Genomic DNA, 24,492 nt, shown 5'->3' with positions numbered 1-24,492 from the left:
GTCGCCGTACGGTCGGTCAGGTGTGCGGCGCGGGTCGGTGGATACGACAGAAGCCGGCGGATCCCGAGGGATCCGCCGGCGACCGACGATGTTCGGTGGCGCTACCGCGTCAGGCGCGGGTGACCTTGCCGGCCTTGATGCACGAGGTGCAGACCTTCAACTTCTTGGTGTTGCCGCCACCGGCCGGGGTGCGCACCGACTGGATGTTCGGGTTCCAGCGGCGGTTGGTCCGCCGGTGCGAGTGGGACACGTTGTGGCCGAAGCCCGGCCCCTTGCCACAGACGTCGCACACGCTAGCCACGGGATACTCCTGGGATTGAAACGTTCATGAGGTCGCCGCCAGGCGCTGCCCGGGCAACCTGGTCAGGTTACCCGATGACAGTCGGTACGCCCAACCGGCCCTTTCGCGAGCCCACCCAGCGTACCGGCGACCCGGCCGGGCCGGCGGGCGGGGCGGACACGCGGCGGACGACCCCGGCGCGTGTCGGTGCGCGCCAGTAGGCTTCCCGACGTGCTGGAGACCCTCGACGCCGCCGCGGTGCGCCGCTGGTGCGCGAGCGGGCTGGCCGCCCTCCGGCGGCACCAGGGCGAGATCGACGAGCTGAACGTCTACCCGGTGCCCGACGGCGACACCGGCACCAACCTGGTCCTCACGCTGACCTCGGCCCAGCAGGCCCTGGCCATGGACCTCGGCACCCTCCCCGACGACGGGCACACCCCGCACGGGCACGCGCTGCGGCTGATGGCCCGGGGCGCGCTGCTCGGGGCGCGCGGCAACTCCGGGGTGATCGTCTCGCAGATCCTGCGCGGCCTCGCCGACACGCTCGCCGCCGCTCCCGCGGTGGGCGGGCGGCAACTCGCCGACGCGCTGGCCGACGCCACCACCGCCGCCTACGCCGCGGTCGCCCGGCCGGTCGAGGGCACGCTGCTCAGCGTGGTCGCCGCGGCGGCCCACGCGGCCCGTCTCGTGGACAGCGACGACCTGCGCACAGTGGCCCGGGCCGCGGCCGAGGCGGCGGCGCACGCGCTGGCGCGTACCCCCGAGCAGTTGCCGGAGCTGGCCCGCGCGGGCGTGGTCGACGCCGGTGGGCGCGGCCTGTGTCTGCTGCTTGACGCGCTGGTCGAGGTGGTCACGGGGGAGAGCCCGGCCCAGCCGGCGCCCGCGCCGCCCACCCGCCGTCCGCCGGCCACCGGTGCGGGAGAGCGGCTCCGACGTGTACGCCTACGAGGTGCAGTACCTGCTCGACGCGGACGACGAGGCGGTGGCCCGGCTGCGCGCCGAGCTGGCAGTGCTCGGCGACTCGCTGGCGATCGTCGGCGACGGCGCCGGCACCTGGAACGTGCACGTGCACGTCAACGACGTCGGAGCGGCGATCGAGGCGGGCGTGGTCGCCGGCCGGCCGCACCGCATCGGCGTGACCCGCTTTCGCCGACCAGACCGCCCCGGCGCCGGGGCCGCAGGCGCCGCTGCCCGAGGGGCGGGCCGCCGTGGTGGTGGCCACCGGCGCGGGCATCGCCGAGCTGTTCGCCGCCGAGGGCGCCGTGGTGGTGCCGGCCAACCCGTCCACCGGTGAGCTGCTGAACGCGATCCGGGCCACCGGCGCCGCCCGGGTGGTGGTGCTGCCGAACGACCCGAACACGCAGTCGGTGGCGAGCGCGGCCGCGAAGGAGGCGTACGGCCTCGGCGTCAAGGTGAGCGTGGTGCCCACCCGTTCCCCGGTGCAGGCGCTCGCGGCGCTCGCAGTACGCGACCCGAAACGGCGCTTCGAGGACGACGTGATCGCGATGGCCGAGGCGGCCGGCGCCTGCCGGTACGCCGAGGTGTGCCACGCCGCCCGGGAGGCGCTCACCGTCGCCGGCCCGGCCCGCGCGGGTGACGTGCTGGCGCTGGTCGAGGGCGAGGTGCACCTGATCGGGCAGGATCTGACCGACACCTGCATCGCGGTGGTGGACCGGATGCTCGGCGGTGGCGGTGAGCTGGTCACGCTGCTGTGCGGCGCGGATGCGCCGGCCGGGCTGGCCGACCGGGTCCGTGAGCATGTCGAGCGGGCCTGGCCGTTCGTCGAGGTGCAGGCGTACGAGGGCGGGCAGCCGCACTATCCGCTCCTGGTGGGGGTCGAATGACGAGCGAGGCGGCCACTGTGGACACGCCGCTGAAGAAGCTGGTCGGCGAGCGCACCGCGAAGGCGTTGGCCGGGCATCTCGACCTGCACACCGCGGGCGACCTGATCTACCACTTCCCGCGCCGGTACGACGAGCGCGGCGAGCACACCGACATCCGCTCGCTCGACGTGGGGGAGCAGGTCACAGTGCTCGCCCAGGTGCAGCGCACCGCCGTGCGCCCGATGCGCCAGCGGCGCGGCAACCTGCTGGAGGTCACCGTCGGCGACGGCTCCGGCGGCGTGCTCACCTGCACGTTCTTCGGCAACCAGGCGTGGCGGGAGCGGGAGCTGCGGCCCGGCCGGTGGGGGTTGTTCGCCGGCAAGGTGACCGAGTTCCGGGGCAAGCGGCAGCTCAACGGCCCGGAGTACGTCCTGCTCGGCGAGGGCGGCGAGGGCGAGGCGGCGGCGAACGAGGAGGTCGAGGAGTTCGCCGGCGCCCTGATCCCGGTCTACCCGGCCGCGGCGGCGGTACCGACCTGGGTGATCGCCCGCTGCGTGCGCGTCGTGCTGGACACGTTCACCCCGCCGGACGACCCGCTGCCGGCCACCGTGCGGGCCACCCGCAACCTGGCCGACATCGGCACCGCGCTGCGCGAGATCCACCGCCCGACCAGCAAGGAGGCGCTCTACCGGGCGCGTCGGCGGCTCAAGTGGGACGAGGCGTTCGCCGTGCAGCTCACGCTGGTGCAGCGCAAGCACCGGGCCGCGGCGTGGCCGGCGCGGGCCCGGCCGGCGAAGGCGGGCGGCCTGCTCGACGCGTTCGACGCCCGGCTGCCGTACGAGCTGACCGCCGGCCAGCAGGTCGTCGGGCGGGAGATCGCCGCCGACCTGGCCGCCGCGCACCCGATGCACCGGCTGCTGCAGGGCGAGGTGGGCTCCGGCAAGACCGTGGTGGCGCTGCGCGCCATGCTCCAGGTCGTCGACGCCGGTGGGCAGGCAGCGCTGCTCGCGCCGACCGAGGTGCTCGCCGCCCAGCACCACCGGGGCATCCTCGACCTGCTCGGCCCGCTCGGCCGGGCCGGTGAGCTGGGCGCCGCCGACGACGCCACCCGGGTCGAGCTGATCACCGGCTCGCTCGGCGCGGCGGCCCGGCGCCGGGCGCTGGCCGAGGTGGCCGAGGGGCGGGCCGGCATCGTGCTCGGCACGCACGCGCTGCTCTACGAAGGCGTCGACTTCCACGACCTGGGCCTGGTGGTGGTGGACGAGCAGCACCGCTTCGGCGTGGAGCAGCGCGACGCGCTGCGCGCCAAGGCCGACCAGCCGCCGCACGTGCTGGTGATGACGGCCACCCCGATTCCGCGCACGGTGGCCATGACCGTCTACGGCGATCTGGAGACCTCCACGCTGTCCCAGCTTCCGCAGGGCCGCTCGCCGATCGCCTCGCACGTCGTACCGGCCGCCGAGAAGCCCGCGTTCCTCGACCGGGCCTGGCGCCGGCTGCGCGAGGAGGTCGCGAAGGGCCACCAGGCGTACGTGGTGTGCCCGCGCATCGGTGAGGGTCCGGTGTCGGACGAGGAGGCGCCGCGGGAGGACGACAACGGCCGGCGCCCGCCGCTGGCGGTGACCGAGGTGGCCCCGCTGCTGGCCGAGGGGCCCCTGCACGGGCTGCGGATCGGGGTGCTGCACGGGCGGCTGCCCGCCGACGAGAAGGACGCGGTGATGCGCGCGTTCGCCGACGGCGAGCTGGACGTGCTGGTCGCGACCACAGTGGTCGAGGTCGGCGTGAACGTGCCGAACGCGACGGTGATGATCGTGCTGGACGCCGACCGGTTCGGCGTCTCCCAGCTGCACCAGTTGCGCGGCCGGGTCGGCCGGGGCTCGGCCGCCGGTCTGTGCCTGCTGGTCACCGAGGCGGTCGAGGGCTCGTCGGCGCGGGAACGGCTGGACGCGGTCGCCTCCACCACCGACGGGTTCAAGCTGGCCGAACTCGACCTGGAACAGCGCCGCGAGGGCGACGTGCTCGGCGCGACCCAGTCCGGCCGGCGCTCGCACCTGCGGCTGCTGTCGCTCAGACGCGACGCCGAGCTGATCCGCGACGCGCGGGCCGAGGCGATCGAACTGGTCGAGGAGGACCCGGACCTGACCCGGCACCCGGCGCTCGCGGCCTCGGTGGCCGCGCTCGTCGACGAGGAACGCGCCGAATACCTGGAGAAGGGCTGACGGCGGGCCGGTGCGGTCGCGGGGCAGCGGCACGCCCGTGGCGTGCCTAGGCTCGCGCAGATGTCGACACCATCACCCGAACGCGGCGTGCTGCTTCTGGCCCGAGGTGACGAGCTCCTGGTGGACCGGGTCGTCGGAGTCGCCGACGAGGCGTCCGGCCGGCGCTGCACCCCGGCGACGCGATTCCAGATCGCCTCGATCAGCAAGCAGATGGCAGCAGTGGCGGTGCTGCTGCTCGCCGAGCGGGGCGCGCTGAGCCTGTCCGACCCGGTCGTGCGCCGGCTGCCCGGCACGCCGCCGCAGTGGTCCGGCATCACGCTGCACCACCTGCTCACCCATACCTCGGGGCTCGGCCACTGGGAGGACTACCCGGCGATCGACCTGCACGGGCCGGCCGAACCGGACGAGCTGCTCGACCGGTTCGCCGCGCTGCCGCCACTGTTCCCGCCCGGCGCCGGGCGGCACTACAGCAGTCCCGGCTACGTGCTGCTGGCCCGGACCGTCGAGCAGGTGGCCGACCGGCCGTACGCCGAGTTCCTCGCCGGGGAGGTCTTCGCGCCGCTGGGCATGACCGGCAGCTTCGCCGGTTCCGGCGAGGGGCGGCCGGACGTGGCGACCGGGCACGAGGGCGGCCGGGCGGTGCCGTCCTGGGACCTCGCGACCGTGAGCATGGGCGCTGGTGACGTCTGGTGCACCGGGGCGGACCTGCTCACCTGGCTCGACGTACCGCGCCGGGGGCGGCTGCTCGCCAGGGCCGCGGTGGCGGCGATGACGGCGCCGCACGCGCCCACCGGACGGCCCGACGAGGCGTACGGCTACGGGTTCTTCGTCGGCCCGCTGGCCGGCCGGCGGGCGCTGCACCACTCCGGGGACAACGGTGGCTACAAGGCGTTCGCCGCCTGGTTGCCCGACTCCGACGAGCGGCTCGTCCTGCTGACCAACCAGGCCGAGGTCGACCCGGTCGCGGTCACGTCGGTGCTCGACGCGGTCTGACCGCCCGCGCGCCCTGTACCGGACCCGCGGCAGGCACGGCGAGGGCGCGCCGACCGGGTGGTCGACGCGCCCTCGGGTGCGGATCAGGCGGTGAAGCGGATCCGGCGGCGACGGGCCACCACGAACAGCACCGCGCCGGCGGTGAGCAGCAGCGCGGCGCCGCCGACGATGGCGCCGGCGGCCGGGCCGGTGACGGGCAGGCCGCCGCCCTGTCCGGAGCAGTCGTCCGGCTGGGTGTACGGGATGGTCTCGGCGTCCTCGACCACGTCGTACTTCACCGTGACCTTGAGGCCCGGGTAGGCGTCGAACTCGACCGAGCTGGTCTTGCCGGGCTCGGACGCGAGCGTCCTGGTGACGCCCTTCTCGGTGGTCAGCGTGGCGGTGAACGGCGCGCCCTGGGCCGGGTTCTCCACGACGAACGTCATCGAGTCGCAGTCCTGGTCCAGCTTGAAGATCGGCTCCGCCGGCGGGGCGGACGGCGACGGCGGGGTGGACGGGCTCGGCGGGAGGGACGCCGACGGCGTCGGGGTCGGCGAGGCCGGCGTGCTCGGCGTGGGCGTGGGACTCGGCGGCATGCTGGGTGACGGCGACGGGCTCGGCGTGACGCAGTCGCGGGCCGGGCGGGCGATCACGGTCCGCTCGCCCTCGTGCGACTTGCGGCCCCGGTCCCAGTGCGCCCCGACGGTCAGCTTCAGCTCCGGAATCGCGCCGGCGAACGTGTGGGTCTGGGTGCCGGTGAGCGTGCCCTTGCCGGCCGGCTTCAGCTCGGCGCCGACCGCCAGGTCCCCGCTGACCGGGCCGGGCACTGTGGACACGAGCTTGGTGATGCGGCCGGAGATGTCGGTCTCGCTGCTGGTCACGGACCAGGTGACGGTGACCGCGCCGTTCGGGGTGGCGCAGTAGCTGCCGGACGGCTCGGGGTGGTGGGCGGCGGCCGGGCCGGCGACGGTGGCGACGCCCGCGAGGCCGAGCAGCGTGCCGGCGGTGAGGGCGGCGGCACGCCGGAGGTGGAGACGATTCACGCCTGCTCCTGACGAGGGGGAGGATGGGAGAGACCGGGCGGAGGGGCCGGAGCCGCGCGTCCATCCGGCAATCGGGCCAGACCCTAGCGAGATCGACAGTGCGGGCGTTACCGAGATCGACGGGTCGTAAAGGGTCCGTTATGAATCCGAGATCATTGATGTACGTCGAGTCACCCGGCGTCACCTCGGGTGCTCGATCCACCCCGGCGCGCGGGTCGCGTAGCGTCGGGGCATGCGCAGGGAGCGACGGTGACCCGGATCGTGGCCGGCACGCTCGGCGGGCGGCGGATCGCGCGCCGCCCGGCGCCGGCACCCGGCCCACCTCCGACCGGGTCCGGGAGGCGCTGTTCAGCGCCGTGCACTCGCACGTCGACCTGGACGGGGCACGTTTCGCCGACCTGTACGCCGGTTCCGGCGCGGTCGGCCTGGAGGCGCTGTCCCGGGGCGCCGCGCACGTGCTGCTCGTCGAGTCCGACGCGCGTGCCGCCCGGGTGATCCGGGAGAACATCGTCGCGCTCCGGGCCGCTCCCGCCGCGCGTCTGGTCACCGGCAAGGTCGCCACCGTGCTGGCCGCCGGTCCGGCCGACGGCCCGTACGACGTGGTCTTCGCCGATCCGCCGTACGCGGTGCCGGACGCCGAGATCACCGCGATGCTGACGGCGCTGGTCGACGGCGGCTGGCTCGCCCCGGACGCCCTGGTGATCGTCGAGCGGTCCAGTCGTTCCGGATCGGTCACGTGGGTGGAAGGTGTCACTCCGGAGCGCAGCAGACGTTACGGCGAGACCACTCTTTGGTACGGTCGCCGATCATGAGACGTGCGGTCTGCCCGGGCTCGTTCGACCCGGTCACCAACGGTCACCTCGACATCATCGGCCGGGCGAGCCGGCTGTTCGACGAGGTGATCGTCGGGGTGCTGGTCAACCAGTCGAAGCAGGGCCTGTTCACGGTCGAGGAGCGGATCGACATGCTCCACGAGGTCACCGCCTCGTACGACAACGTCCGGGTCGAGTCGTTCCGCGGTCTGCTCGTCGACTTCTGCCGGGCGCAGCAGGCGAGTGTGCTGATCAAGGGCCTGCGGGCGGTGAGCGACTTCGACTACGAGCTGCAGATGGCCCAGATGAACATCGGCCTGGCCGGCGTGGAGACGCTGTTCATGCCGACCAACCCGCTCTACTCGTTCATCTCGTCCAGCCTGATCAAGGACGTGGCGAAGTGGGGCGGCGACGTCTCCGCCCACGTCCCCGACCTGGTCCGGGAGCAGTTGGCCACCCGCCTCCGCCCCTGACCCTCCGCCGGGGGTGGGCGACGCGCCGGGTGGGGCGGGTGGGGCGTGGGTGGCTCGGGCGCGACATGATGTGTGCAGCGCCGAAGCCGGGCGCAGGCCGCATCATGGAGGGCGGCCGACGAAGACAGGAGTGAGGTACCGGTGGACCCGCTCGATCGCATCGACGAACTGATCGCCATGGTGGAGCAGGCCCGCTCCGTCCCGATGTCGCGCAACAACTGCATGGTCGACCGGGGCGAGATGATCGCCGCGCTCGACGAGTTGCGCGCGGAGCTTCCCGCCGACCTGCGCCGGGCCGCCGCGCTGCTGGAGGAGCGGGACAAGATCATGGAGGCCGGCAAGCGCGAGGCCGACCGGATCATCAGCGAGGGTGAGGCGGAACACGCCCGGCTGGTCTCGGTCAACGAGATCACCGTCTCGGCCGAGCACGAGGGCGCGCGGATCATCGCCGAGGCGCGGGCCGAGGCGCAGCGCCTCCGCGAGGAGGTGGACGACTACGTCGACACCGCGCTGGCGAACTTCGAGCAGTTCCTCACCCGGGCGCTCGCCTCGATAGAGCGCGGCCGGGACAAGATGCACGCGCTGCGCGAGATCGGCACCTTCGCCGGGGACGAGCCGGACCGCCCGCTACCCTTCTGAGCGGCGCGCGGGCCGGTCGCCGACAGCCGGCTGCCGCCGAGCCGGAGGTCCGCCCCCGGTTCGACGGTCCGCCGCCAGGCAGGTAACCTTCTTTGTCGGCCTCTCATCGGCCGGAGTCTGACTATGCCCAAACACTCGCCAAGCACACTCGACCCCAGGTCGCCGCTGGTCCTCGACACGAGGGAACTGCCGCGCCGACCTGGCGCGTTGCGTACGCACAAGCGGGTCGTGCCGGCACCGGCGGACCTCGGCGTGGAGTTGATCAGTGTGCCGGAGGGCGCGGACCTCGACCTCGACCTGAGGTTGGAGTCGGTGTCCGAGGGCGTGCTCGTCTCCGGGACCGTCACCGGTCCCGTCAAGGGCGAGTGCGGCCGATGCCTGCGCGAGATCGACGAATCGTTGGCCGTGACGATCCAGGAGCTGTACGCGTACGAGAACAGCACCACGGACGACACGACCGATGAGGACGAGGTGGGCCGGATGCAGGGCGATCTGATCGACCTGGAGCCGGCGTTGCGGGACGCGGTGGTGCTGGCGCTGCCGACGAACCCGCTCTGCCGGGAGGACTGCCCAGGCCTGTGCCCCGACTGCGGGGTGCACTGGGACGATCTGCCGGCCGATCACAGCCATCAGCAGGTCGACCCGCGTTGGGCGAGCCTGACGCAACTGACCCGTACAGAGGAGTAAGAACCGTGGCCGTCCCCAAGCGCAAGATGTCGCGCAGCAACACCCGCGCCCGCCGGGCGAACTGGAAGGCCTCGGCGGTGGCGACCGTGGCCTGCCCGCAGTGCAAGTCGGCCAAGCTGCCGCACGCCGCCTGCTCCGTCTGCGGCACCTACAACGGCCGTCAGGTCCTCGAGGTCTGACGCGGACGCCGAGTGACGTCCCCGACCACCGGTCGGGTGACGCGCGCACCAAGGCTCACGCCCGGTGCCCCGGCTCCCTCCACCGCCGACCGGCCCCCGGCCGGCGGGCCGGCGGAGCCGGGCACCGCGCGGATCGCCGTCGACCTCCTCGGCGGGGACGATGCTCCCGCCGTCGTGGTTGACGGCGCTCTGCGAGCGGTACGCACTGATCCCGCCCTGCACCTGATGCTCGTCGGCCCGATCGAGGTGGCCGGCGAGCTGATCGGTGCGCTCGACCCGGCGCAGCGAGCCCGGGTCACGGTCCGCCCGGTGCGGACCGCTGTCGGCATGGCCGACCATCCCACCGCCGCCCGCGGCGAGAGCACGGTACGCACGGCCGTGCAGGCCGTCCGCGACGGCCTCGCCGACGCCGTGGTCTCCGCCGGCTCGACCGGCGCCACAGTCACCGCCGCCGCGCTCGGCCTCGGCCGCTGGACCGGGATACGCCGCCCCGCGCTCGTCGCCACGCTGCCCGCCGTCGAGGGGCCCGTGGTGCTGCTGGACGTGGGCGGCACGCTCGAACCCGGCCCCGCCATGCTGACCCGGCACGCCGTCCTGGGCGCTGCCTACGCGGCAGTGGCGCACTCCGTCACCGCGCCCCGCGTCGGGTTGCTCTCCGTCGGGCACGAGACCGGCAAGGGCGACCGGCTGCGCCGCCACACCGATCCCGCGATCGCCGCCCTGGCGCTGCCCTGTGACGCGCGCTACGTCGGCCTGGTCGAGGGGTACGACATCTCCCTCGGCGCCCGCGCCGACGTGGTGGTGACCGACGGCTTCACCGGCAACGTCCTGCTGAAGGCCATCGAGGGCGCGTACGCGATGGCCGGTGGCCCTCCGCCCGGCGGCGGCGCGCCCCGCGCCGCCGCCCTGCTGGGGGTGGGCGGCACCGTGGTCGTGTGCCACGGCGCGGCCGGCTCCGAGGACGTCGCCTCGGGCATCGCCCTGGCCGCTCACCTGTGGCGCCGCGACGCCGCCGGAACGGTCCGCGCCCTGCTCGCCGACGTTGCGCACGAACCCGCACCTGACCGACACGACACCGAGGTAGCACCATGACCAACGACAAGCGGCGGCGTGCTCCCGTCGGCCACCTGGAGGCGGCCTTCGGAGTGTCGCTCGACCCGGAACTGCTGGAACGCGCGCTGACCCACCGCTCGTACGCGTACGAGAACGGCGGCCTGCCCACGAACGAGCGGCTGGAGTTCCTGGGCGACTCGGTGCTCGGCGTGGTGATCACCACTGCGCTGTTCCACAACCACCCCGACCTGCCCGAGGGTCAGCTGGCGAAGCTGCGCGCCAGCGTCGTCAACATGCGGGCGCTCGCCGACGTGGCGCGTGGCCTGGGCCCGGACGGGCTGGGCGCGTACCTGCTGCTGGGCAAGGGCGAGGAGGCCACCGGCGGGCGGGACAAGGCGAGCATCCTGGCCGACACGCTGGAGGCGCTGCTGGGCGCGATCTACCTCCAGTACGGCCTGGACACCGCGGCCATCGTGATCCACCGGCTCTTCGACCCGCTGATGGCCGAATCGGCGGGCCGGGGCGCGGCGCTGGACTGGAAGACCAGCCTCCAGGAGCTGACCGCGGCGCTGGGGCTCGGCGTGCCGGAGTACCGGATCGAGGGCACCGGACCGGACCACCTGAAGACGTTCACCGCCTGGGTGGTGGTCGCCGGCAACCGCTACGGCGGCGCGGAGGGGCGCAGCAAGAAGGAAGCCGAGCAGCGCGCCGCCGAGTCGGCCTGGCGGATGATCACCGAGCGGGCCGAGGCCGAGGCGGCGGGGGACGAGACGGCGGGGCAGGACGAGACGGCGGACGTCGAGGCGGGCGCCGGCCGTGCCTGAGCTGCCCGAGGTCGAGACCGTCCGGGTGGGACTGGCCCAGTGGGTGATCGGCCGGCGGATCGCCGCCGTCGAGGTGCGCCACCCCCGGGCGGTACGCCGGCACGCGCCGGGCAGCGCGCACTTCGCCGACGTGCTCGCCGGGCGGACGATCACCGGCGTACGCCGCCGCGGCAAGTACCTCTGGCTGCCGCTGGACAGCGGTGACGCGGTGATCGGCCACCTCGGCATGTCCGGCCAGTTGCTGTTGCAGCCGGCCGGCGCGGCCGACGAGCTGCACCTGCGGGTCCGGTTCCGGTTCGCCGACGACGGGCCGGAGCTGCGCTTCGTCGACCAGCGCACGTTCGGCGGGCTGTCCGTCTCCGAAGGCGGGGCGGAGCTGCCGGCCGAGATCGCGCACATCGCCCGCGACCCGATGGACCCGGAGTTCTCCGACGAGGCGTTCGTGGCGGCGCTGCGCCGCAAGCGTACGGAGATCAAACGCGCGCTGCTCGACCAGACGCTGATCTCCGGGGTGGGCAACATCTACGCCGACGAGGCACTGTGGCGGGCGAAGCTGCACGGCGCCCGCCCGGCCGACGCGCTCACCCGCCCGGCCGCGCTGCGGCTGCTCGGGCACGTCCGGGACGTGCTCGCCGAGGCGATCAAGCAGGGCGGCACCAGCTTCGACGAGCTGTACGTGAACGTCAACGGCGAGAGCGGCTACTTCGACAGGTCGCTGAACGCCTACGGCCGGGAGGCCGAACCCTGCCCGCGCTGCGGCGCGCCGATCCGGCGGGAGGCGTTCATGAACCGGTCCTCCTACAGCTGCCCGCGATGCCAGCCGCGGCCCCGGGGCACCCTCCGGGGTTGACCCCGAGCCGATTCGGGGTTGCGCCGGTGTGCATCGCCCGACGGTCCCCGGAGACGCGCCGGAGCGTACCCGGAGATGCCCTTTTCCGCCCGGTCCGTGCGGCCGGTTCCGGCCGCGCGGACCGCGCCCGCCGGATCGGGGACGAGCGGGGGCCGTTCCCCGATGCCGGGGCCCCGCCTGCTGCCTAGCGTCATCTGGGTCGGCGCAGGGCCGGCATCAGGAGGGTGGAACCCGGAACATGGGCAGGCGACCGGTGACCGTGCGGCTGGCACGGTGGAGTGCGGAGCATCCGTGGCGCGCGATCGCGTTGTGGGTGGTCTTCGTGGCGGTGTGTTTCGTGGGCGGCAGCGCCGCCGGGCTGAACGAGGCGACCGACGAGGATCAGGCGATCGGCGAGTTCGGACGGGCACAGCTGATCGTCGACAGTGGCGGGTTCGACCGGCCGGCGACCGAGAACGTGCTGATCACCGCCCGCTCGGGTTCGCTCGACCAGACCGCGGCGAAGGCCGCCGCGCAGGACGCGGCCGACCGGCTGCGGCAGGTCGACGGCGTGGCGTCGATCGGTACGCCGATGCCGTCGCGCGACGGCAGCGCGCTGCTGGTGCCGATCACCATGTCGGGCGACCCGGGCACCGCCGGGGACCGGGTGCAGCCGCTGCGGGACACCACCGCGAAGGTGCAGGACGCGCACCCGCAGCTGCGGGTGGAGCAGGTCGGCGGCCCGTCGATCGACAAGGCGCTCGACGACACGCTCGGCAAGGACTTCAAGCGCGCCGAGCTGCTCAGCCTGCCGGTGACGCTGGCCATCCTGATCATCGCGTTCGGCGCGCTGATCGCCGCCGGTGTGCCGGTGCTGCTGGCACTCTCCTCGGTGGCGGCCGCGATGGGCCTCTCCACGCTCGCCTCGCACCTGGTGCCGGCCACCGACACCACCGCCAGCGTCATCCTGCTGATCGGTATGGCGGTCGGCGTCGACTACTCGCTGTTCTACGTGCGGCGGGAGCGGGAGGAACGAGCGAAGGGCCGCTCCGGTCTGGACGCGGTGGAGATCGCGGCGGAGACCTCCGGGCACGCCGTGGTGGTCTCCGGCACCGCCGTGATCATCTCGATGGGCGGTCTGCTGCTCGCCCAGGACGCGATCTTCTCCTCGCTGGCCGTCGGCTCGATCCTGGTGGTGGCGGTCGCGGTGATCGGCTCGCTCACAGTGCTGCCGGCGCTGCTGGCGAAGCTGGGCCGCTGGGTGGACCGGCCGCGGGTGCCGCTGCTGTGGCGCCTCACCGCGCCGCGCACCGGTCAGTCGGCCCGGCCCCGGTTCTGGCCGGCGGTGCTCAAGCCGGCGCTGCGCGCGCCGGTGGCGACGCTGCTGATCTCGGTGGCGCTGCTGCTCGCGCTGGCCGCGCCCGCGCTCGGCATGAAGCTGAAGTTCCCCGGCCCGGAGGACGTGCCGCGCACCACCGCCGCCATGCAGGCGTACGACCGGCTCACCGCGGCGTTCCCGAGCAACGGCACCAGCCACACGGTCGCCGTGCGGGCGCCCGCCGAGCAGGCCGACCGGGTACGGGCCGCGCTCACCGACCTGGCCGGCCGGACCGCCACGGACCCGCTCTTCGCGCCGGCCGAGGGGGACGGCCCGGAGATCCAGGTGTCGGCGGACCGGCGGGTGTCGGTGCTGGAGGTGGCCACGCCGCACGCCAGCCGCTCCGACGAGGCGTCCCGGTCGCTGCACGAGCTGCGCGAGGACCTGGTGCCGGCCACGCTCGGCGGCATCCCGGGCGTGGAGTACGCGGTCGGCGGCGGCGTGGCCGCCAGCGAGGACTACGCCGCCCACATCTGGGCGAAGCTGCCGATCGTCGCCGCGTTCGTGCTGGCGCTGACGTTCCTGGTGATGGCGTGGACGTTCCGGTCGGTGGTGGTGGCGCTGACCTCGATCCTGCTGAACCTGCTCTCCGCCGGGGCCGCGTACGGGCTGCTGGTGCTGGTCTTCCAGAGCACCTGGGCGGAAGGGCTCCTCGGCTTCACCTCGATGGACGCGATCGTCACCTGGCTGCCGCTGTTCCTGTTCGTGGTCCTCTTCGGCTTGTCGATGGACTACCACGTCTTCGTGGTCAGCCGGATCCGTGAGGCGATCGACCGGGGCATGCCCAACCGGGAGGCGGTGGCGCACGGCATCACCTCCTCGGCCGGGGTGGTGACCAGCGCGGCGGTGGTGATGGTGGCGGTGTTCTCCATCTTCGCCACGCTCAGCATGATCGACTTCAAGCAGCTCGGCATCGGCCTGGCGGCGGCGATCCTGCTGGACGCCACGATCATCCGGGCGGTCGTGCTGCCCTCGGTGATGACGCTGCTGGGTGACGCGAACTGGTGGGCGCCACGCTTCATGCGCCGCCGTACGGTCGTCGCCCCGGCGGTGGAGCCGCCGCCCGCCCCGGCCCCGGAGCTGGTCGGCGCCCGCTGATTCCGGGTCCGGGCGCCGGTCCGCGCGGCATGTCCGTCGCGGCTTGACATCCGGTCCGGACCGTGCTAGCGGCTGAGACGGCATCCCCTAGTGAGCGATATACCTGAGAGTCATAATTATGACTCTCAGGTATATCGCTTTTGCGTACATCTCTTGAGCCGTGGCGTCACGCAGAGTGTCGGCACCTCCGTGGCCGTATCGGCCCAGGTGGCCGGGGACGGGGGCGTCACGGCAGTACGCAGGGCTCCCGCCAGGCGTCGAGTTGCCGGTCCTTGCGGATCGAGGCGAAGCCGTAGCCGACCGAGGTGACGCAGAAATCCGCCGGCTCACCCGTGTACTCGACGTGGAAGACCGGCTTGCCGGCGTCGACGAACGGCAGCAGCTTCGCGCACTCGCGGCGGCGTACGCACTCCTGGTTGACCGCGAAGTCGAAGTCGGGCGCCAGCGCGGCAACCTGCGCCACGTCGTCGACCAGGCCGGGGGAGAGGTCGAGCTTGCGGGCCAGCCCGGCCAGCCGCCGGTTGAACAGCAACTGGTCGTCGAAGCCCAGCGGGAAACCGGAGCGGTACCGGTAGCCGTCCGCGTCGGCCAGCGCCACCGCGCCGAAGCCCTTGCCCCGGCACAGCCGGAGCCGGTCGGCCAGCACCGGTGACAGCGCGTCCCAGCGCCGTACGTCCAGGAAGTGGCTGCCCGGCCGCCCGGGCACGGCAGCGCCGCGTACGGCGGCGGGGAAGCGGGTGGCGTCCGGATCGTCGGCGGCGTACGTGCCGACCCGGACGTGGCAGACCAGCCTGCGGCCCCGCTCGCGCAGCGCGGCGGTCTCGGTCGAGGTGGTCGCCACCGGGTCGAGGAGGAAGACGTCGGCGTCGACGGTGACGTCCACCGGGGTGGTGAGCTGCCACTGCCACCGCCACCTGTCGGCCTGCGCGACCGGCCAGGGCGTGGGCGCGCCGGGCGGGGTGATCGGCCGCCGGCAGGCCGGCGCCGGGACGAGCAGCGCCGCGGTCAGCGCGAGCGCCACGCCCCGGCGCGGGCCACGTCGGCGGACGCGGGCCGGCCGGGCGCGCGGCACGGCCCACCCCGGCCGGATCCGCATCGACGACTCCCCGGACGCGGGCGGCCCGACGCCGCCCCCGACCGGTCAACGAGCGCCGGGCCCGTCACGACGCGCGGTCAGCGCGGCGTGCCGAAGACCTGCGTCCAGTACGGCCCGTTGCTGCGCGCCAGACCCATTCCGATCTGGGTGTACCCGCAGTTGAGGATGTTCTTCCGGTGCCCCTCGGATTTCATCCAGCCGTCCATCACCTCGGCCGCGCTCTGGTAGCCCCAGGCGACGTTCTCGCCCACCATGCTCCAGCTGTAGCCGGCGCGCTCCACCCGGTCCTTGGGCTCGCTGCCGTCGCTGCCGTTGTGGTCCATCTTCTTGTGGTCCGCCTGGTCCTGGCTGTGCCGCTGGGCGGCCAGGTTCAGCTTGGCGTTCACGGTCAGCGCCTTGCAGCCGGCCTTCGCCCGCTCCTGGTTCACCAGCGTGACGACCTTCTGGAGTTCCGCGCTCAGCGCGGTCGTGGCGGTGGCCTTGGTGGCCGCGGTGCCGCCGCCGCTCGGGGCGCTGCTGCGCTCCTGCTGCCGCGACGGCGCGGTGCTGCGGCTCGGCTTCGGGGTGGCCTTCTTGGACGGGCTCGGCGCGGCCGTGGTCGGTACGGCCGACGGGCTGGCCGACTCAGCAGCGAGCGTGTCCGCCGGGGTGTCCCCGGCGTCCTCTGGCGCCTGCGGCGCGGCGGCCACCGGAGCGTCGGCGGAGGTGCGCTTCGTGCCCTGCTCGTCGCCGGGCAGCAGGACGGCGCCCACGCCGAGACTCACCACGAGTGTCGCCGCGGCGGCGGCCCCGCCGATCACGAGCGGCCGGGACAGGCGCCGCTTGCGGCGTCGCGGCTCGTCGGCCGGGATGTCGTCCGCCGGCTGCCAGGTCGCGGCCGGCTGCTCGTGGCCGTGCCACGCGGGCTCCTGGCCGTGCCAGGCGGCCGTGGGCTGCTCGTGGCCGGTCCTGGCCGGCCCCTGGGCGTGCCAGGCATTGGCGGGCTGCTCATGGCCGTGCCAGGCGGCGGTGGGCTGTTCCTCGCCGTTCCACCGGTCGCGGGGCGGCGGGTAGGAGCCGGCCGGCTCGGCGTCGTAACCGGCGGGGCCGTAGCCGGCGGGCGGCTGCTGCTGCCCTCCGTCGCCGAAGAGGTACGACGACCGCGGCTCGGGCCGGTCGCTGAGCCACGCCGGACCCTCGTCGGTCGGCGGCTCGGGACGCCGGCGGGCGCCCTCCGGTTCGATCGGGTCGTTCCAGCGGTACACGCCTGTCCCCTCCACGGGTTGGTTACGGGCCGGGGTGACGCTACGGGCGCGCTCGGAGCTGCGGCAACGTGGCTAAGAAAGAGTTAAGGCGAAGCAGCCGCCGAGGGTGAGGCGTTCACACATTTCCGGCGTACAGTAAAGGCGTCCGGACAGAGCGTGTCCGCGCCTTGTGGCAGCCCCCCGGCGAGTGGCCCGGCCGACGTGGAGATGATCTACGGCCTTGGTCAACTTGACGAAGGAGGGGGTTTCGGCTCAATATAGTGGTGTCGCCAGTCGCGCCCAGCCATGCCCCGATACAGCGGGAATGGTAGCCGCGAACATCATGGGCGCGCGTTGGCCGGCCTTTCCGGCAGCGCACATCAAGGAGTTCAGCATGGCGAAGGCCCTCTACGGCCACGTAAGCGCAGCGCCCGACCGGCGCCTGCTCGACGAGGTCACCCGTCTGCGTGCCAGGGTTCAGGCACTGGAGTTCGAGATCACGCGTCTGCGTGCCGACAACGATCGGCTCGCGGCGGCAGCGGCGGAGGCCGACGACCTCCTCCGTCTGGCCGAGCCCGCGCTGACCTGATCTCCAGTCGCCGGAAAACTGAATCGCACCACACCGAAAAGCGCGCCGACACTCAAGTGCCGGCGCGCAGCCATGTGCGTACCCCTTTTCGCCGTTCCCGCCGTGATTCTCGATCTTGCGAAACCGCCCGGAATTGCGTCCGGTAATTGTGATCATGCATTTCCGTTCCCACCGCGACGGCCGGGCGGAAAGCGGACACCGCAGGTGCCGGGTGGGTCGCGTGGCGGCGACGTCGCGGTCCCGGGTTAGTCTGCGGGTTCACCAGGTCCGCGCAGCCGGCGACGGTACGGCGGCCACCGGACGAGGATCGAGAAGGTGCATCTCAAGAGCCTGACGGTGAAGGGGTTCAAGTCCTTCGCCTCCGCCACGACGTTGAAGCTGGAGCCCGGGATCACCTGCGTGGTGGGCCCGAACGGCTCCGGCAAGTCCAACGTCGTCGACGCCATCGCCTGGGTGCTCGGCGAGCAGGGCGCCAAGGCGCTGCGCGGCGGCAAGATGGAGGACGTCATCTTCGCCGGCACCGCCGGACGCGCACCGCTGGGCCGGGCCGAGGTCACCCTCACCATCGACAACACCGACGGCGCGCTGCCGATCGAGTACACCGAGGTCTCCATCACCCGCCGGATGTTCCGCTCCGGCGAGAGCGAGTACGAGATCAACGGCGACTCCTGCCGCCTGCTCGACATCCAGGAGCTGCTCTCCGACTCGGGCATCGGCCGCGAGATGCACATCATCGTCGGGCAGGGCCGGCTCGACGGCATGCTGCACGCCAAGCCGGAGGACCGGCGGGCGTTCATCGAGGAGGCGGCCGGCGTCCTCAAGCACCGCAAGCGCAAGGAGAAGGCGCTGCGGAAGCTCGACGCGATGCAGACCAACCTCAACCGCCTGACCGACCTCACCGCCGAGCTGCGCCGCCAGCTCAAGCCGCTGGGCCGGCAGGCCGAGGTGGCCCGCCGCGCCGCCGCGATCCAGGCCAACCTGCGCGACGCCCGCCTGCGGTTGCTCGCCGACGACCTGCACACGCTGCGGACCACACTGGACAAGGAGATCGCCGACGAGACCGCGCTGCGCGAGCGGCGCGAGCTGATCGAGGCAGAGCACGGCGAGGTGCAGGGCCGCCTCGGCGAGCTGGAGGCGGCGCTGGCCGAGGACGCCCCGCTGCTCGCGGCGGCGCAGGACACCTGGTACCGCCTCTCCGCGCTCCAGGAACGGTTCCGCTCGATCGAGCAACTGGCCCGGGAAAGGCTGCGTCACCTCAGCGCCGCCGGTGACGACGAGCGCCCCGGCCGCGACCCGGAACAGCTGGAGGCGGAGTCGCGGCGCGTGCGCGAGCAGGAGGAGGAGCTGCGCGCCGCGCTCACCGAGGACCAGATCCGGCTGGCCGAGGCGGTCGAGCACCGCCAGGAGCTGGAACGCCAGCTCGCCGCCGCCGAGCGGGAACTGGTCGCCGCCGCCAAGGCGATCGCCGACCGGCGCGAGGGACTGGCCCGCCTGACCGGCCAGGTGAACTCCGCCCGGGCCCGGACCACGAGCGCCGGCGAGGAGATCGAACGGCTCGCCGCCGCGCACACCGACGCGATGGGCCGGGCCGAGAAGGCTCAGGCCGACCTGGACGCGGTCGCCGAGCAGTCGACCGAGGCGGACCGGGACAACGCCGACCTGGACGCCCGGCACGACGAGGCGGTGGCCGTACACGAGCGGGCCCAGGCGGCGGTGCGCAGCCTGGCCGACGGGGAACGCGCCGCGGAGAAGGACGCCGCCACCTGGAAGGCCCGCGAGGAGGCGCTCGCGATGGGCCTGCGCCGCAAGGACGGCGCCGGTGAGCTGCTGGCCCGCGCCGACCAGGTTCCCGGCCTGCTCGGCAGCCTCGCCGGGCTGCTCACCGTCGCGCCCGGTGACGAGGCGGCGCTCGCCGCCGCGCTGGGCGGGCTCGCCGACGCGGTGGCGGTCAGCGGCGTGGACGAAGCGGTCGAGGCGATGCGGCTGCTCAAGATCTCCGACGCCGGCCGGGCCGGGCTGCTGGTCGGCAGCCCCGCCGGGCCGGGCATGGACGGCTCCGCGGACGCGCTGCGCCCGAAGCTGCCCGAGGGGGGCCCGCTGGGCGCCCGACCTGGTGGAGTGCTCGGCCGAGATCCGGCCGGCCGTGCACCGGGCGCTGCGCGACGTCGCGCTCGTCGACGACCTGGCCGCCGCGTCCGCGCTCGTCGTTGCGAACCCGGAGCTGCGCGCGGTCACCTCCGACGGCGACGTGGTCGGGGCGTACGCGGCGGCGGGCGGGTCGGCAAAGGCGCCCAGCTTCATCGAGGTGCAGGCCGCCGTCGAGGAGGCGCGGGCCAACCGCGCCACCGCCGAGCGGACCGCCGCCGAGCTGCGCGAACAGCTCGCCGAGGCGCGCGCCGAGGTGGCCGCCGCCAAGGAGGCCGTGCAGCACGCCGCCGCCGCGAAGCGGGAGGCGGAGAGCCACCGCAACGCCGCCGCGCGCCGCCTCGCCGAACTGGGCGCGGCCGCCCGGTCGGCGAAGGCGGAGACCGACCGGCTCGGCGAGTCCCGGGCACGCGCCGAGGCGGCCCGGGAACGGGACCTCGCGGCGCTGGCCGAGCTGGAGGAACGGCTGCGGCTGGCCGAGGCGACCCCGATCGACGCCGAACCGTCCACCGAGGAACGCGACCAGCTCGCCGCCATGGTTCCGCAGGCACGGCAGAACGAGATGGAGGTCCGGCTCGCGGTGCGTACCGCCGAGGAGCGGGTGGCCTCGATCGCCGGGCGGGCCGACTCGCTGGCCCGGCAGGCCACCGCCGAACGCGCGGCGCGGGAGCGCGCCGCGGCCCGGCGCGCGGCCCGCGCCCGCGGCGCCCAGATCGCCCGGGCCGTGGTCGGCGGCGCCCGCGAGGCGCTCACCCGGCTCACCGTCTCGATCGCCCGGGCCGAGGAGCACCGCGACGCCGTCGCCCGCGAACGCGCCGCCCGCGAGGCCGAGCTGTCCGAGGTACGCGGCGCGGCCAAGCGGCTCGCCGCCGAGCTGGAACGGCTCACCAGCCAGGTTCACCGCGACGAGGTGGCCCGCGCCGAGCAGCGGATGCGTATCGAGCAGCTGGAGGCCAAGGCGGCCGAGGACTTCGGCCTGGACGTGGCCACGCTCGTCGCCGAGTACGGTCCGGACCGGCTCGTCCCGCCCACCGACGCGGACGTGGCGCTGGCCGAGAAGGACGGGCGGCCAGTGCCGGAGCCGGTCCGCTACGAGCGGCCGGTGCAGGAGAAGCGGGCCGCCAAGGCGGAACGGGAACTGGCCCTGCTGGGCAAGGTGAACCCGCTCGCGCTGGAGGAGTTCGCCGCGCTGGAGGAGCGCTTCAAGTTCCTCTCCGAGCAGCTGGAGGACCTCAAGGCCACCCGGCGTGACCTGCTCACCGTGGTCAAGGACGTGGACGACCGGATCCTGGAGGTCTTCGCCAGCGCGTTCGAAGACACCGCGCGGGAGTTCGAGCAGGTCTTCACGGTGCTGTTCCCCGGCGGCGAGGGCCGGCTCGTACTCACCGACCCGGAGGACCTGCTCACCACCGGCGTCGAGGTCGAGGCCCGGCCGCCGGGCAAGAAGATCAAGCGGCTGTCGCTGCTCTCCGGCGGGGAGCGGTCGCTGACCGCCGTGGCGATGCTCGTGGCGATCTTCCGCGCCCGGCCCAGCCCGTTCTACATCATGGACGAGGTGGAGGCGGCGCTCGACGACGTGAACCTGGGCCGCCTGATCACGCTGCTGGCACAGTTGCGGGAGAAGAGCCAGCTGATCGTGATCACGCACCAGAAGCGGACCATGGAGATCGCCGACGCGCTGTACGGCGTGACCATGCGCGCCGGTGTGACCCAGGTGATCAGCCAGCGGCTCAACCGGGCCGACGACGAGGAACAGGTGACGAGCGAGTGAGTCGGGAACGCGCCACGGCGCTCCTGGTGGACTTCGACGGCGTACTGCGCCGCTGGGACCCGGCGGTGGCCGCCGGCGTCGAGCGGGAGTACGGGCTGACCGAGGGCGTCCTCGGTGAGATCGCGATGTCCTGGGGTCTACTCCAGCCGGTGCTGACCGGCCAGGTCAGCCACGCCCAGTGGATGGTGAGCGTGGCCGACGCGCTGACCCCCGCGGTCGGCGCGGACCGGGCCCGCGCGGCGGTCCAGGAGTGGCAGAGCTACCGCGGCGAGGTGGACCCGGAGGTGCTGGCGTTCGTCCGCGAGGTGCGGGCCGCGGGCATCCGGGTGGGTCTGGGCACGAACGCCACCGACCTGCTCGACGCCGACCTGGCCGCGCTCGACCTGACCGACGAGCTGGACGTGATCGTCAACTCCTCTGTCGTCGGCGTGCACAAGCCGGCGAAGGAGTACTTCCAGGCCGCCTGCGAGGCGCTGGAGACGCCACCGGGGCGGGTGCTGTTCGTCGACGACGAGGACCGTTCGGTGGCCGGTGCCCGGGTGGCCGGGCTGTCCGCCCACCGCTGGAGCGGCCCGGCCGACCTGCGCTACCTGCGGGCGGCGCTGGCGTACTGATCCGGCTCAGGCGCCGGTGACGCCGTCGATGCGTTCCCGGATCAGGTCGGCGTGGCCGTTGTGCCGGGCGTACTCCTCGATCATGTGGACGTAGACCCAGCGGAGGCTGACGTCGTTGACGGTGTCGCCCCGGCGATGGCGGAAGGTGTGCTCCAGCGGCAGGCCGGCGACCGCCTCCCGGGCCGCCTCGATCTCAGCGCGCAGCGTGGCGAACGCCTCGGCCGGGTCGGCGTCGGCGACGTCGTTGTGGTCGGCGTCCGGGTCGGCGCTGTAGTCGTAGAGCGTCGGCACGTCCTGCCCGGCGGCGCGGATGCGGAACCACCACCGCTCCACGTCGGCCATGTGCCGGACCAGGCCGAGCAGCGTCAGCCCGGAGGGCTCCACGCTTCGGGTACGCAGTTGCTCGGCGGTGAGTCCGGCGCACTTGTGCACCAGGGTGTCGCGATGGTGGTCGAGCCAGCCTTCGAGCATGGTGCGCTCGTCGGCGACGTAGGGCTCGTGGCGGCGGTCGATCTCAGGCACGGTCCAGGTCATGGGCGCAGATGTTAAGAGGGGCCCCCTGCACAACGCGAGGCGTTAACAGGGGGCCCTTCCTTTCAGGGCACCACGACGACGGGCCAGCGGCCGGTGCGGACCAGCCGGGTGGCGACCGAGCCGACCAGCTTGTGCCCGGCCTGCTCGGACGAGCCGACCACCACCATGTCGGCGCGGTGCTCGTCGGCGGCCCGGCACAGCTCGGTGTAGGCGTCGCCGCGCCGGCACAGGAACGTCACCGGCAGGTCCAGTTCCTCGGCCCCGCGCCGGCACTCCGCGCGCAGCTCGGCGGCCAGCTCGTCGTGGGTCTGCTGGACCGCGCCGGCCACCACGCCGGAGAGCATCGCGCTGTACGAGGCCGGCGAGCTGACGAACACCGCCACCAGCGTGGCGCCCTGCCGCCGGGCCAGTCCGGCGGCGTACGCGGCGGCACGCATCGAGGTGCGGCTGCCGTCCACGCCGACGAGCACCACCCGCGGCCCGTCCGTACCCCGCTCGTAGGGCGACGGCCGGGTCCGCGGGCCGTACCGTTCACGTTCCGCGGCGTCCATGGTCAGTCCCGCGTTCCGGCCGGGATCGCCTCGGCCTTCTCGGGCCCGGCGGGGACCGGCTCGGCGTTGGAGCGGCGCAGCGGGACCTCCCGGATGAGGACCACCGCGATCAGGGCGAGCAGCCCGAACGGGGCGGCGGCCAGGAAGATGTCACCGGCGGCGTGCCCGTACGCGGCCTCGACCACGTCCCGGATCGGCCCGGGCAGCGTGTGCACGTCGGGCAGGCCGCCGCCACCCGAGCCGGAGGCCGGGACGCCGAGGCGGCTCAGACCGTCGGCCAGGTAGCCGGTGACCCGGTGCCCGAGGATCGCGCCGAGCGCGCTCACGCCGATCGCGCCGCCGAGGCTGCGGAAGAAGGACACCACCGAGCTGGCCGCGCCGAGTTCGTCCGGGCGGACCGTGTTCTGCACGGCGAGCACCAGGTTCTGCATGCTCATGCCGACGCCGAGACCGATCAGCGCCATGAACACGGCCAGGCGCCAGTACGGCGTGTCGGCCCGCATGGTGCCCATCAGCGCGAATCCGGCGGTGAGCAGCACCGAGCCGATGACCAGCCAGCTCTTCCAGCGGCCGGTGCTGGTGATGATCCGGCCGACCACCGTCGAGGAGACCAGCAGGCCGCCGATCATGGGCAGCGTCATCAGGCCGGACATGGTGGGGCTGGCGCCGCGGCTGATCTGGAAGTACTGCCCGAGGAACACCGAGGCGCCGAACATGCCGACGCCGACGGCGATGCTGGCGGTCACGGCGAGCGTGATGGTGCGGTTGCGGAACAGCCGCGGCGGGATCATCGGGTCAGCGGCCCGCTTCTCGACCCGGGCGGCGAGCACGCCGAGCAGCGCCGCGCCGGCCACCATGGCGCCGCTGGTCCAGGAGATCCAGTCGTACTTGTCGCCGGCCAGGGTGATCCAGACCAGCAGCAGCGAGACGGCGGCGGTGATGAGGGTGGCGCCCCACCAGTCGATCTTCACGTCGCGCTTGACCACCGGCAGGCGCAGCGTCCGCTGGAGCACGATCAGGGCGAGTACGGCGAACGGCACGCCGACGTAGAAGCACCAGCGCCAGCCGAGCCAGGAGGTGTCCACGATCACGCCGCCGATCAGCGGGCCGCCGATGGTGCCGACTGCCATCACTGCGCCGAGGTAACCGCTGTACCGGCCGCGCTCGCGCGGGGCGATCATCGTCGCCATGATCACCTGGGCGAGGGCGGTGAGGCCGCCCGCGCCGACGCCCTGCACCACCCGGCAGGCGATCAGCTCGCCGGTGGTCTGGGCCTGCCCGGCGAGCACCGAGCCCAGCACGAAGACCACCAGGGAGATCTGGACCAGCAGCTTCTTGCTGAACAGGTCGGACAGCTTGCCCCAGATGGGCGTGGTCGCGGTGGTCGCCAGCAGCGTCGAGGTGACCACCCAGGTGTACGCGGACTGGCCGCCGCGCAGGTCCGTGATGATCCGCGGCAGCGCGTTGGAGACGACCGTGGAGGAGAGGATCGCGACGAACATGCCCAGCAGCAGGCCGGAGAGCGCCTCCAGGATCTGGCGGTGGGACATGTCGACGGCGGTCGCCCGCGCGGGCGCAGTCGCCTGGGTCATCGTGGATTGCCTCCGGAGCGGGGGAGAAAGGTTGCCTTGGGCAACCGTAGAAGCCGTTGCCTTGAGCA

Annotated in this window: 19 protein-coding genes and 3 pseudogenes; 15 read left to right on the top strand and 7 right to left on the bottom strand. The window is 73.6% G+C overall.

What is annotated here, in order from left to right; translation table 11 throughout:
- Positions 1-109 precede the first annotated feature (109 nt).
- Positions 110-301 carry a 50S ribosomal protein L28 gene (gene rpmB / locus MCBG_RS13360; protein ID WP_011905179.1) on the bottom strand — a complete coding sequence of 64 codons (192 nt, stop codon included), beginning with the start codon at positions 299-301 and terminating at the stop codon, positions 110-112.
- Between the two features lie 210 nt (positions 302-511).
- On the opposite strand from rpmB, the pseudogene MCBG_RS13355 reads away from it, so the two are divergent.
- The 3 genes and pseudogenes from MCBG_RS13355 (at position 512) to MCBG_RS13345 (ending at position 5,315) form a co-directional block, all read left to right on the top strand.
- A pseudogene (locus MCBG_RS13355) lies at positions 512-2,124 on the top strand (DAK2 domain-containing protein).
- Positions 2,121-4,322 (top strand): ATP-dependent DNA helicase RecG, encoded by a 2,202-nt coding sequence (gene recG, locus MCBG_RS13350; RefSeq protein WP_043325948.1) that lies wholly within the window; start codon positions 2,121-2,123, stop codon positions 4,320-4,322. Before MCBG_RS13355 ends, recG begins: the two are co-directional and overlap by 4 nt.
- A 60-nt stretch (positions 4,323-4,382) precedes the next feature.
- A complete protein-coding gene (locus MCBG_RS13345; protein ID WP_043325946.1) occupies positions 4,383-5,315 on the top strand; it encodes a serine hydrolase domain-containing protein in 933 nt (310 codons plus the stop codon).
- Between the two features lie 83 nt (positions 5,316-5,398).
- Here the strand turns inward: MCBG_RS13345 and MCBG_RS13340 are convergent, their stop codons facing one another.
- Positions 5,399-6,337, bottom strand: coding sequence for a hypothetical protein (locus tag MCBG_RS13340; RefSeq protein ID WP_043325945.1), 939 nt, complete (start codon positions 6,335-6,337; stop codon positions 5,399-5,401).
- A gap of 249 nt (positions 6,338-6,586) precedes the next feature.
- On the opposite strand from MCBG_RS13340, the pseudogene rsmD reads away from it, so the two are divergent.
- From rsmD to MCBG_RS13295, 9 genes and pseudogenes are all read left to right on the top strand, one after another.
- Positions 6,587-7,149 (top strand): annotated as a pseudogene (gene rsmD / locus MCBG_RS13335) (16S rRNA (guanine(966)-N(2))-methyltransferase RsmD).
- Positions 7,146-7,622, top strand: a complete 477-nt coding sequence (gene coaD, locus MCBG_RS13330) for a pantetheine-phosphate adenylyltransferase (protein ID WP_043325944.1) — start codon at positions 7,146-7,148, stop codon at positions 7,620-7,622. The pseudogene rsmD and the gene coaD overlap by 4 nt, the downstream one beginning before the upstream one ends.
- A gap of 141 nt (positions 7,623-7,763) precedes the next feature.
- A complete protein-coding gene (locus MCBG_RS13325; protein WP_043325943.1) occupies positions 7,764-8,261 on the top strand; it encodes an SPFH domain-containing protein in 498 nt (165 codons plus the stop codon).
- Between the two features lie 123 nt (positions 8,262-8,384).
- Positions 8,385-8,948 carry a YceD family protein gene (locus MCBG_RS13320; RefSeq protein WP_043325942.1) on the top strand — a complete coding sequence of 188 codons (564 nt, stop codon included), beginning with the start codon at positions 8,385-8,387 and terminating at the stop codon, positions 8,946-8,948.
- 5 nt (positions 8,949-8,953) lie between these two features.
- Positions 8,954-9,127 carry a 50S ribosomal protein L32 gene (rpmF, locus tag MCBG_RS13315; RefSeq protein ID WP_030500827.1) on the top strand — a complete coding sequence of 58 codons (174 nt, stop codon included), beginning with the start codon at positions 8,954-8,956 and terminating at the stop codon, positions 9,125-9,127.
- 132 nt (positions 9,128-9,259) lie between these two features.
- Complete coding sequence (locus tag MCBG_RS13310) at positions 9,260-10,219, top strand: phosphate acyltransferase PlsX (RefSeq protein ID WP_181373744.1); 960 nt, start codon at positions 9,260-9,262, stop codon at positions 10,217-10,219.
- Complete coding sequence (rnc, locus tag MCBG_RS13305) at positions 10,216-11,004, top strand: ribonuclease III (protein ID WP_043325941.1); 789 nt, start codon at positions 10,216-10,218, stop codon at positions 11,002-11,004. Before MCBG_RS13310 ends, rnc begins: the two co-directional genes overlap by 4 nt.
- Positions 10,997-11,854 carry a bifunctional DNA-formamidopyrimidine glycosylase/DNA-(apurinic or apyrimidinic site) lyase gene (gene mutM, locus MCBG_RS13300; RefSeq protein ID WP_043325939.1) on the top strand — a complete coding sequence of 286 codons (858 nt, stop codon included), beginning with the start codon at positions 10,997-10,999 and terminating at the stop codon, positions 11,852-11,854. Before rnc ends, mutM begins: the two co-directional genes overlap by 8 nt.
- 238 nt (positions 11,855-12,092) lie before the next feature.
- A complete protein-coding gene (locus MCBG_RS13295) occupies positions 12,093-14,309 on the top strand; it encodes an MMPL family transporter (RefSeq protein ID WP_043325938.1) in 2,217 nt (738 codons plus the stop codon).
- A gap of 226 nt (positions 14,310-14,535) precedes the next feature.
- Here MCBG_RS13295 and MCBG_RS13290 read toward each other — a convergent pair whose 3' ends face one another.
- Both MCBG_RS13290 and MCBG_RS13285 read right to left on the bottom strand, forming a co-directional pair.
- On the bottom strand, positions 14,536-15,405 hold the full coding sequence (locus MCBG_RS13290; RefSeq protein WP_043325937.1) for an endo alpha-1,4 polygalactosaminidase: 870 nt from the start codon (positions 15,403-15,405) through the stop codon (positions 14,536-14,538).
- A gap of 77 nt (positions 15,406-15,482) precedes the next feature.
- Entirely contained in the window at positions 15,483-16,649 is a 1,167-nt protein-coding gene (locus MCBG_RS13285) for a CAP domain-containing protein (protein ID WP_043325935.1), read from the bottom strand.
- A gap of 373 nt (positions 16,650-17,022) precedes the next feature.
- On the opposite strand from MCBG_RS13285, the gene MCBG_RS13280 reads away from it, so the two are divergent.
- From MCBG_RS13280 to MCBG_RS13270, 3 genes and pseudogenes are all read left to right on the top strand, one after another.
- Positions 17,023-17,217 (top strand): hypothetical protein, encoded by a 195-nt coding sequence (locus MCBG_RS13280; protein ID WP_013284566.1) that lies wholly within the window; start codon positions 17,023-17,025, stop codon positions 17,215-17,217.
- 315 nt (positions 17,218-17,532) lie between these two features.
- Positions 17,533-21,133: pseudogene (gene smc, locus MCBG_RS13275) on the top strand (chromosome segregation protein SMC).
- On the top strand, positions 21,130-21,747 hold the full coding sequence (locus MCBG_RS13270) for an HAD-IA family hydrolase (RefSeq protein WP_043325934.1): 618 nt from the start codon (positions 21,130-21,132) through the stop codon (positions 21,745-21,747). Before smc ends, MCBG_RS13270 begins: the two are co-directional and overlap by 4 nt.
- Before the next feature lie 6 nt (positions 21,748-21,753).
- Here MCBG_RS13270 and MCBG_RS13265 read toward each other — a convergent pair whose 3' ends face one another.
- The 3 genes from MCBG_RS13265 to MCBG_RS13255 form a co-directional block, all read right to left on the bottom strand.
- On the bottom strand, positions 21,754-22,281 hold the full coding sequence (locus MCBG_RS13265) for a DinB family protein (protein ID WP_043325933.1): 528 nt from the start codon (positions 22,279-22,281) through the stop codon (positions 21,754-21,756).
- A 62-nt stretch (positions 22,282-22,343) separates the two neighbouring features.
- Positions 22,344-22,832, bottom strand: coding sequence for a universal stress protein (locus tag MCBG_RS13260; protein WP_043325931.1), 489 nt, complete (start codon positions 22,830-22,832; stop codon positions 22,344-22,346).
- A gap of 2 nt (positions 22,833-22,834) precedes the next feature.
- Entirely contained in the window at positions 22,835-24,424 is a 1,590-nt protein-coding gene (locus MCBG_RS13255) for an MDR family MFS transporter (protein WP_043325930.1), read from the bottom strand.
- Positions 24,425-24,492: the final 68 nt, after the last annotated feature.

It is taken from the genome of Micromonospora sp. M42 (genome assembly GCF_000568915.1).
GTDB lineage: Bacteria > Actinomycetota > Actinomycetes > Mycobacteriales > Micromonosporaceae > Micromonospora > Micromonospora chalcea.
Note: the sequence above shows the minus strand (reverse complement) of the source record. Positions and strands in the feature narration are given on the sequence as shown.

What these genes read in the sequence shown, in the direction of transcription:
- recG (WP_043325948.1), top strand. Translation starts at nt 2,121, where the DNA reads ATGACGAGCGAGGCGGCCACTGTGGACACGCCGCTGAAGAAGCTGGTC.
- MCBG_RS13345 (WP_043325946.1), top strand. Translation starts at nt 4,383, where the DNA reads ATGTCGACACCATCACCCGAACGCGGCGTGCTGCTTCTGGCCCGAGGT.
- coaD (WP_043325944.1), top strand. Translation starts at nt 7,146, where the DNA reads ATGAGACGTGCGGTCTGCCCGGGCTCGTTCGACCCGGTCACCAACGGT.
- MCBG_RS13320 (WP_043325942.1), top strand. Translation starts at nt 8,385, where the DNA reads ATGCCCAAACACTCGCCAAGCACACTCGACCCCAGGTCGCCGCTGGTC.
- rnc (WP_043325941.1), top strand. Translation starts at nt 10,216, where the DNA reads ATGACCAACGACAAGCGGCGGCGTGCTCCCGTCGGCCACCTGGAGGCG.
- MCBG_RS13295 (WP_043325938.1), top strand. Translation starts at nt 12,093, where the DNA reads ATGGGCAGGCGACCGGTGACCGTGCGGCTGGCACGGTGGAGTGCGGAG.
- MCBG_RS13290 (WP_043325937.1), bottom strand. Translation starts at nt 15,405, where the DNA reads ATGCGGATCCGGCCGGGGTGGGCCGTGCCGCGCGCCCGGCCGGCCCGC.
- MCBG_RS13280 (WP_013284566.1), top strand. Translation starts at nt 17,023, where the DNA reads ATGGCGAAGGCCCTCTACGGCCACGTAAGCGCAGCGCCCGACCGGCGC.
- MCBG_RS13265 (WP_043325933.1), bottom strand. Translation starts at nt 22,281, where the DNA reads ATGACCTGGACCGTGCCTGAGATCGACCGCCGCCACGAGCCCTACGTC.
- MCBG_RS13260 (WP_043325931.1), bottom strand. Translation starts at nt 22,832, where the DNA reads ATGGACGCCGCGGAACGTGAACGGTACGGCCCGCGGACCCGGCCGTCG.
- MCBG_RS13255 (WP_043325930.1), bottom strand. Translation starts at nt 24,424, where the DNA reads ATGACCCAGGCGACTGCGCCCGCGCGGGCGACCGCCGTCGACATGTCC.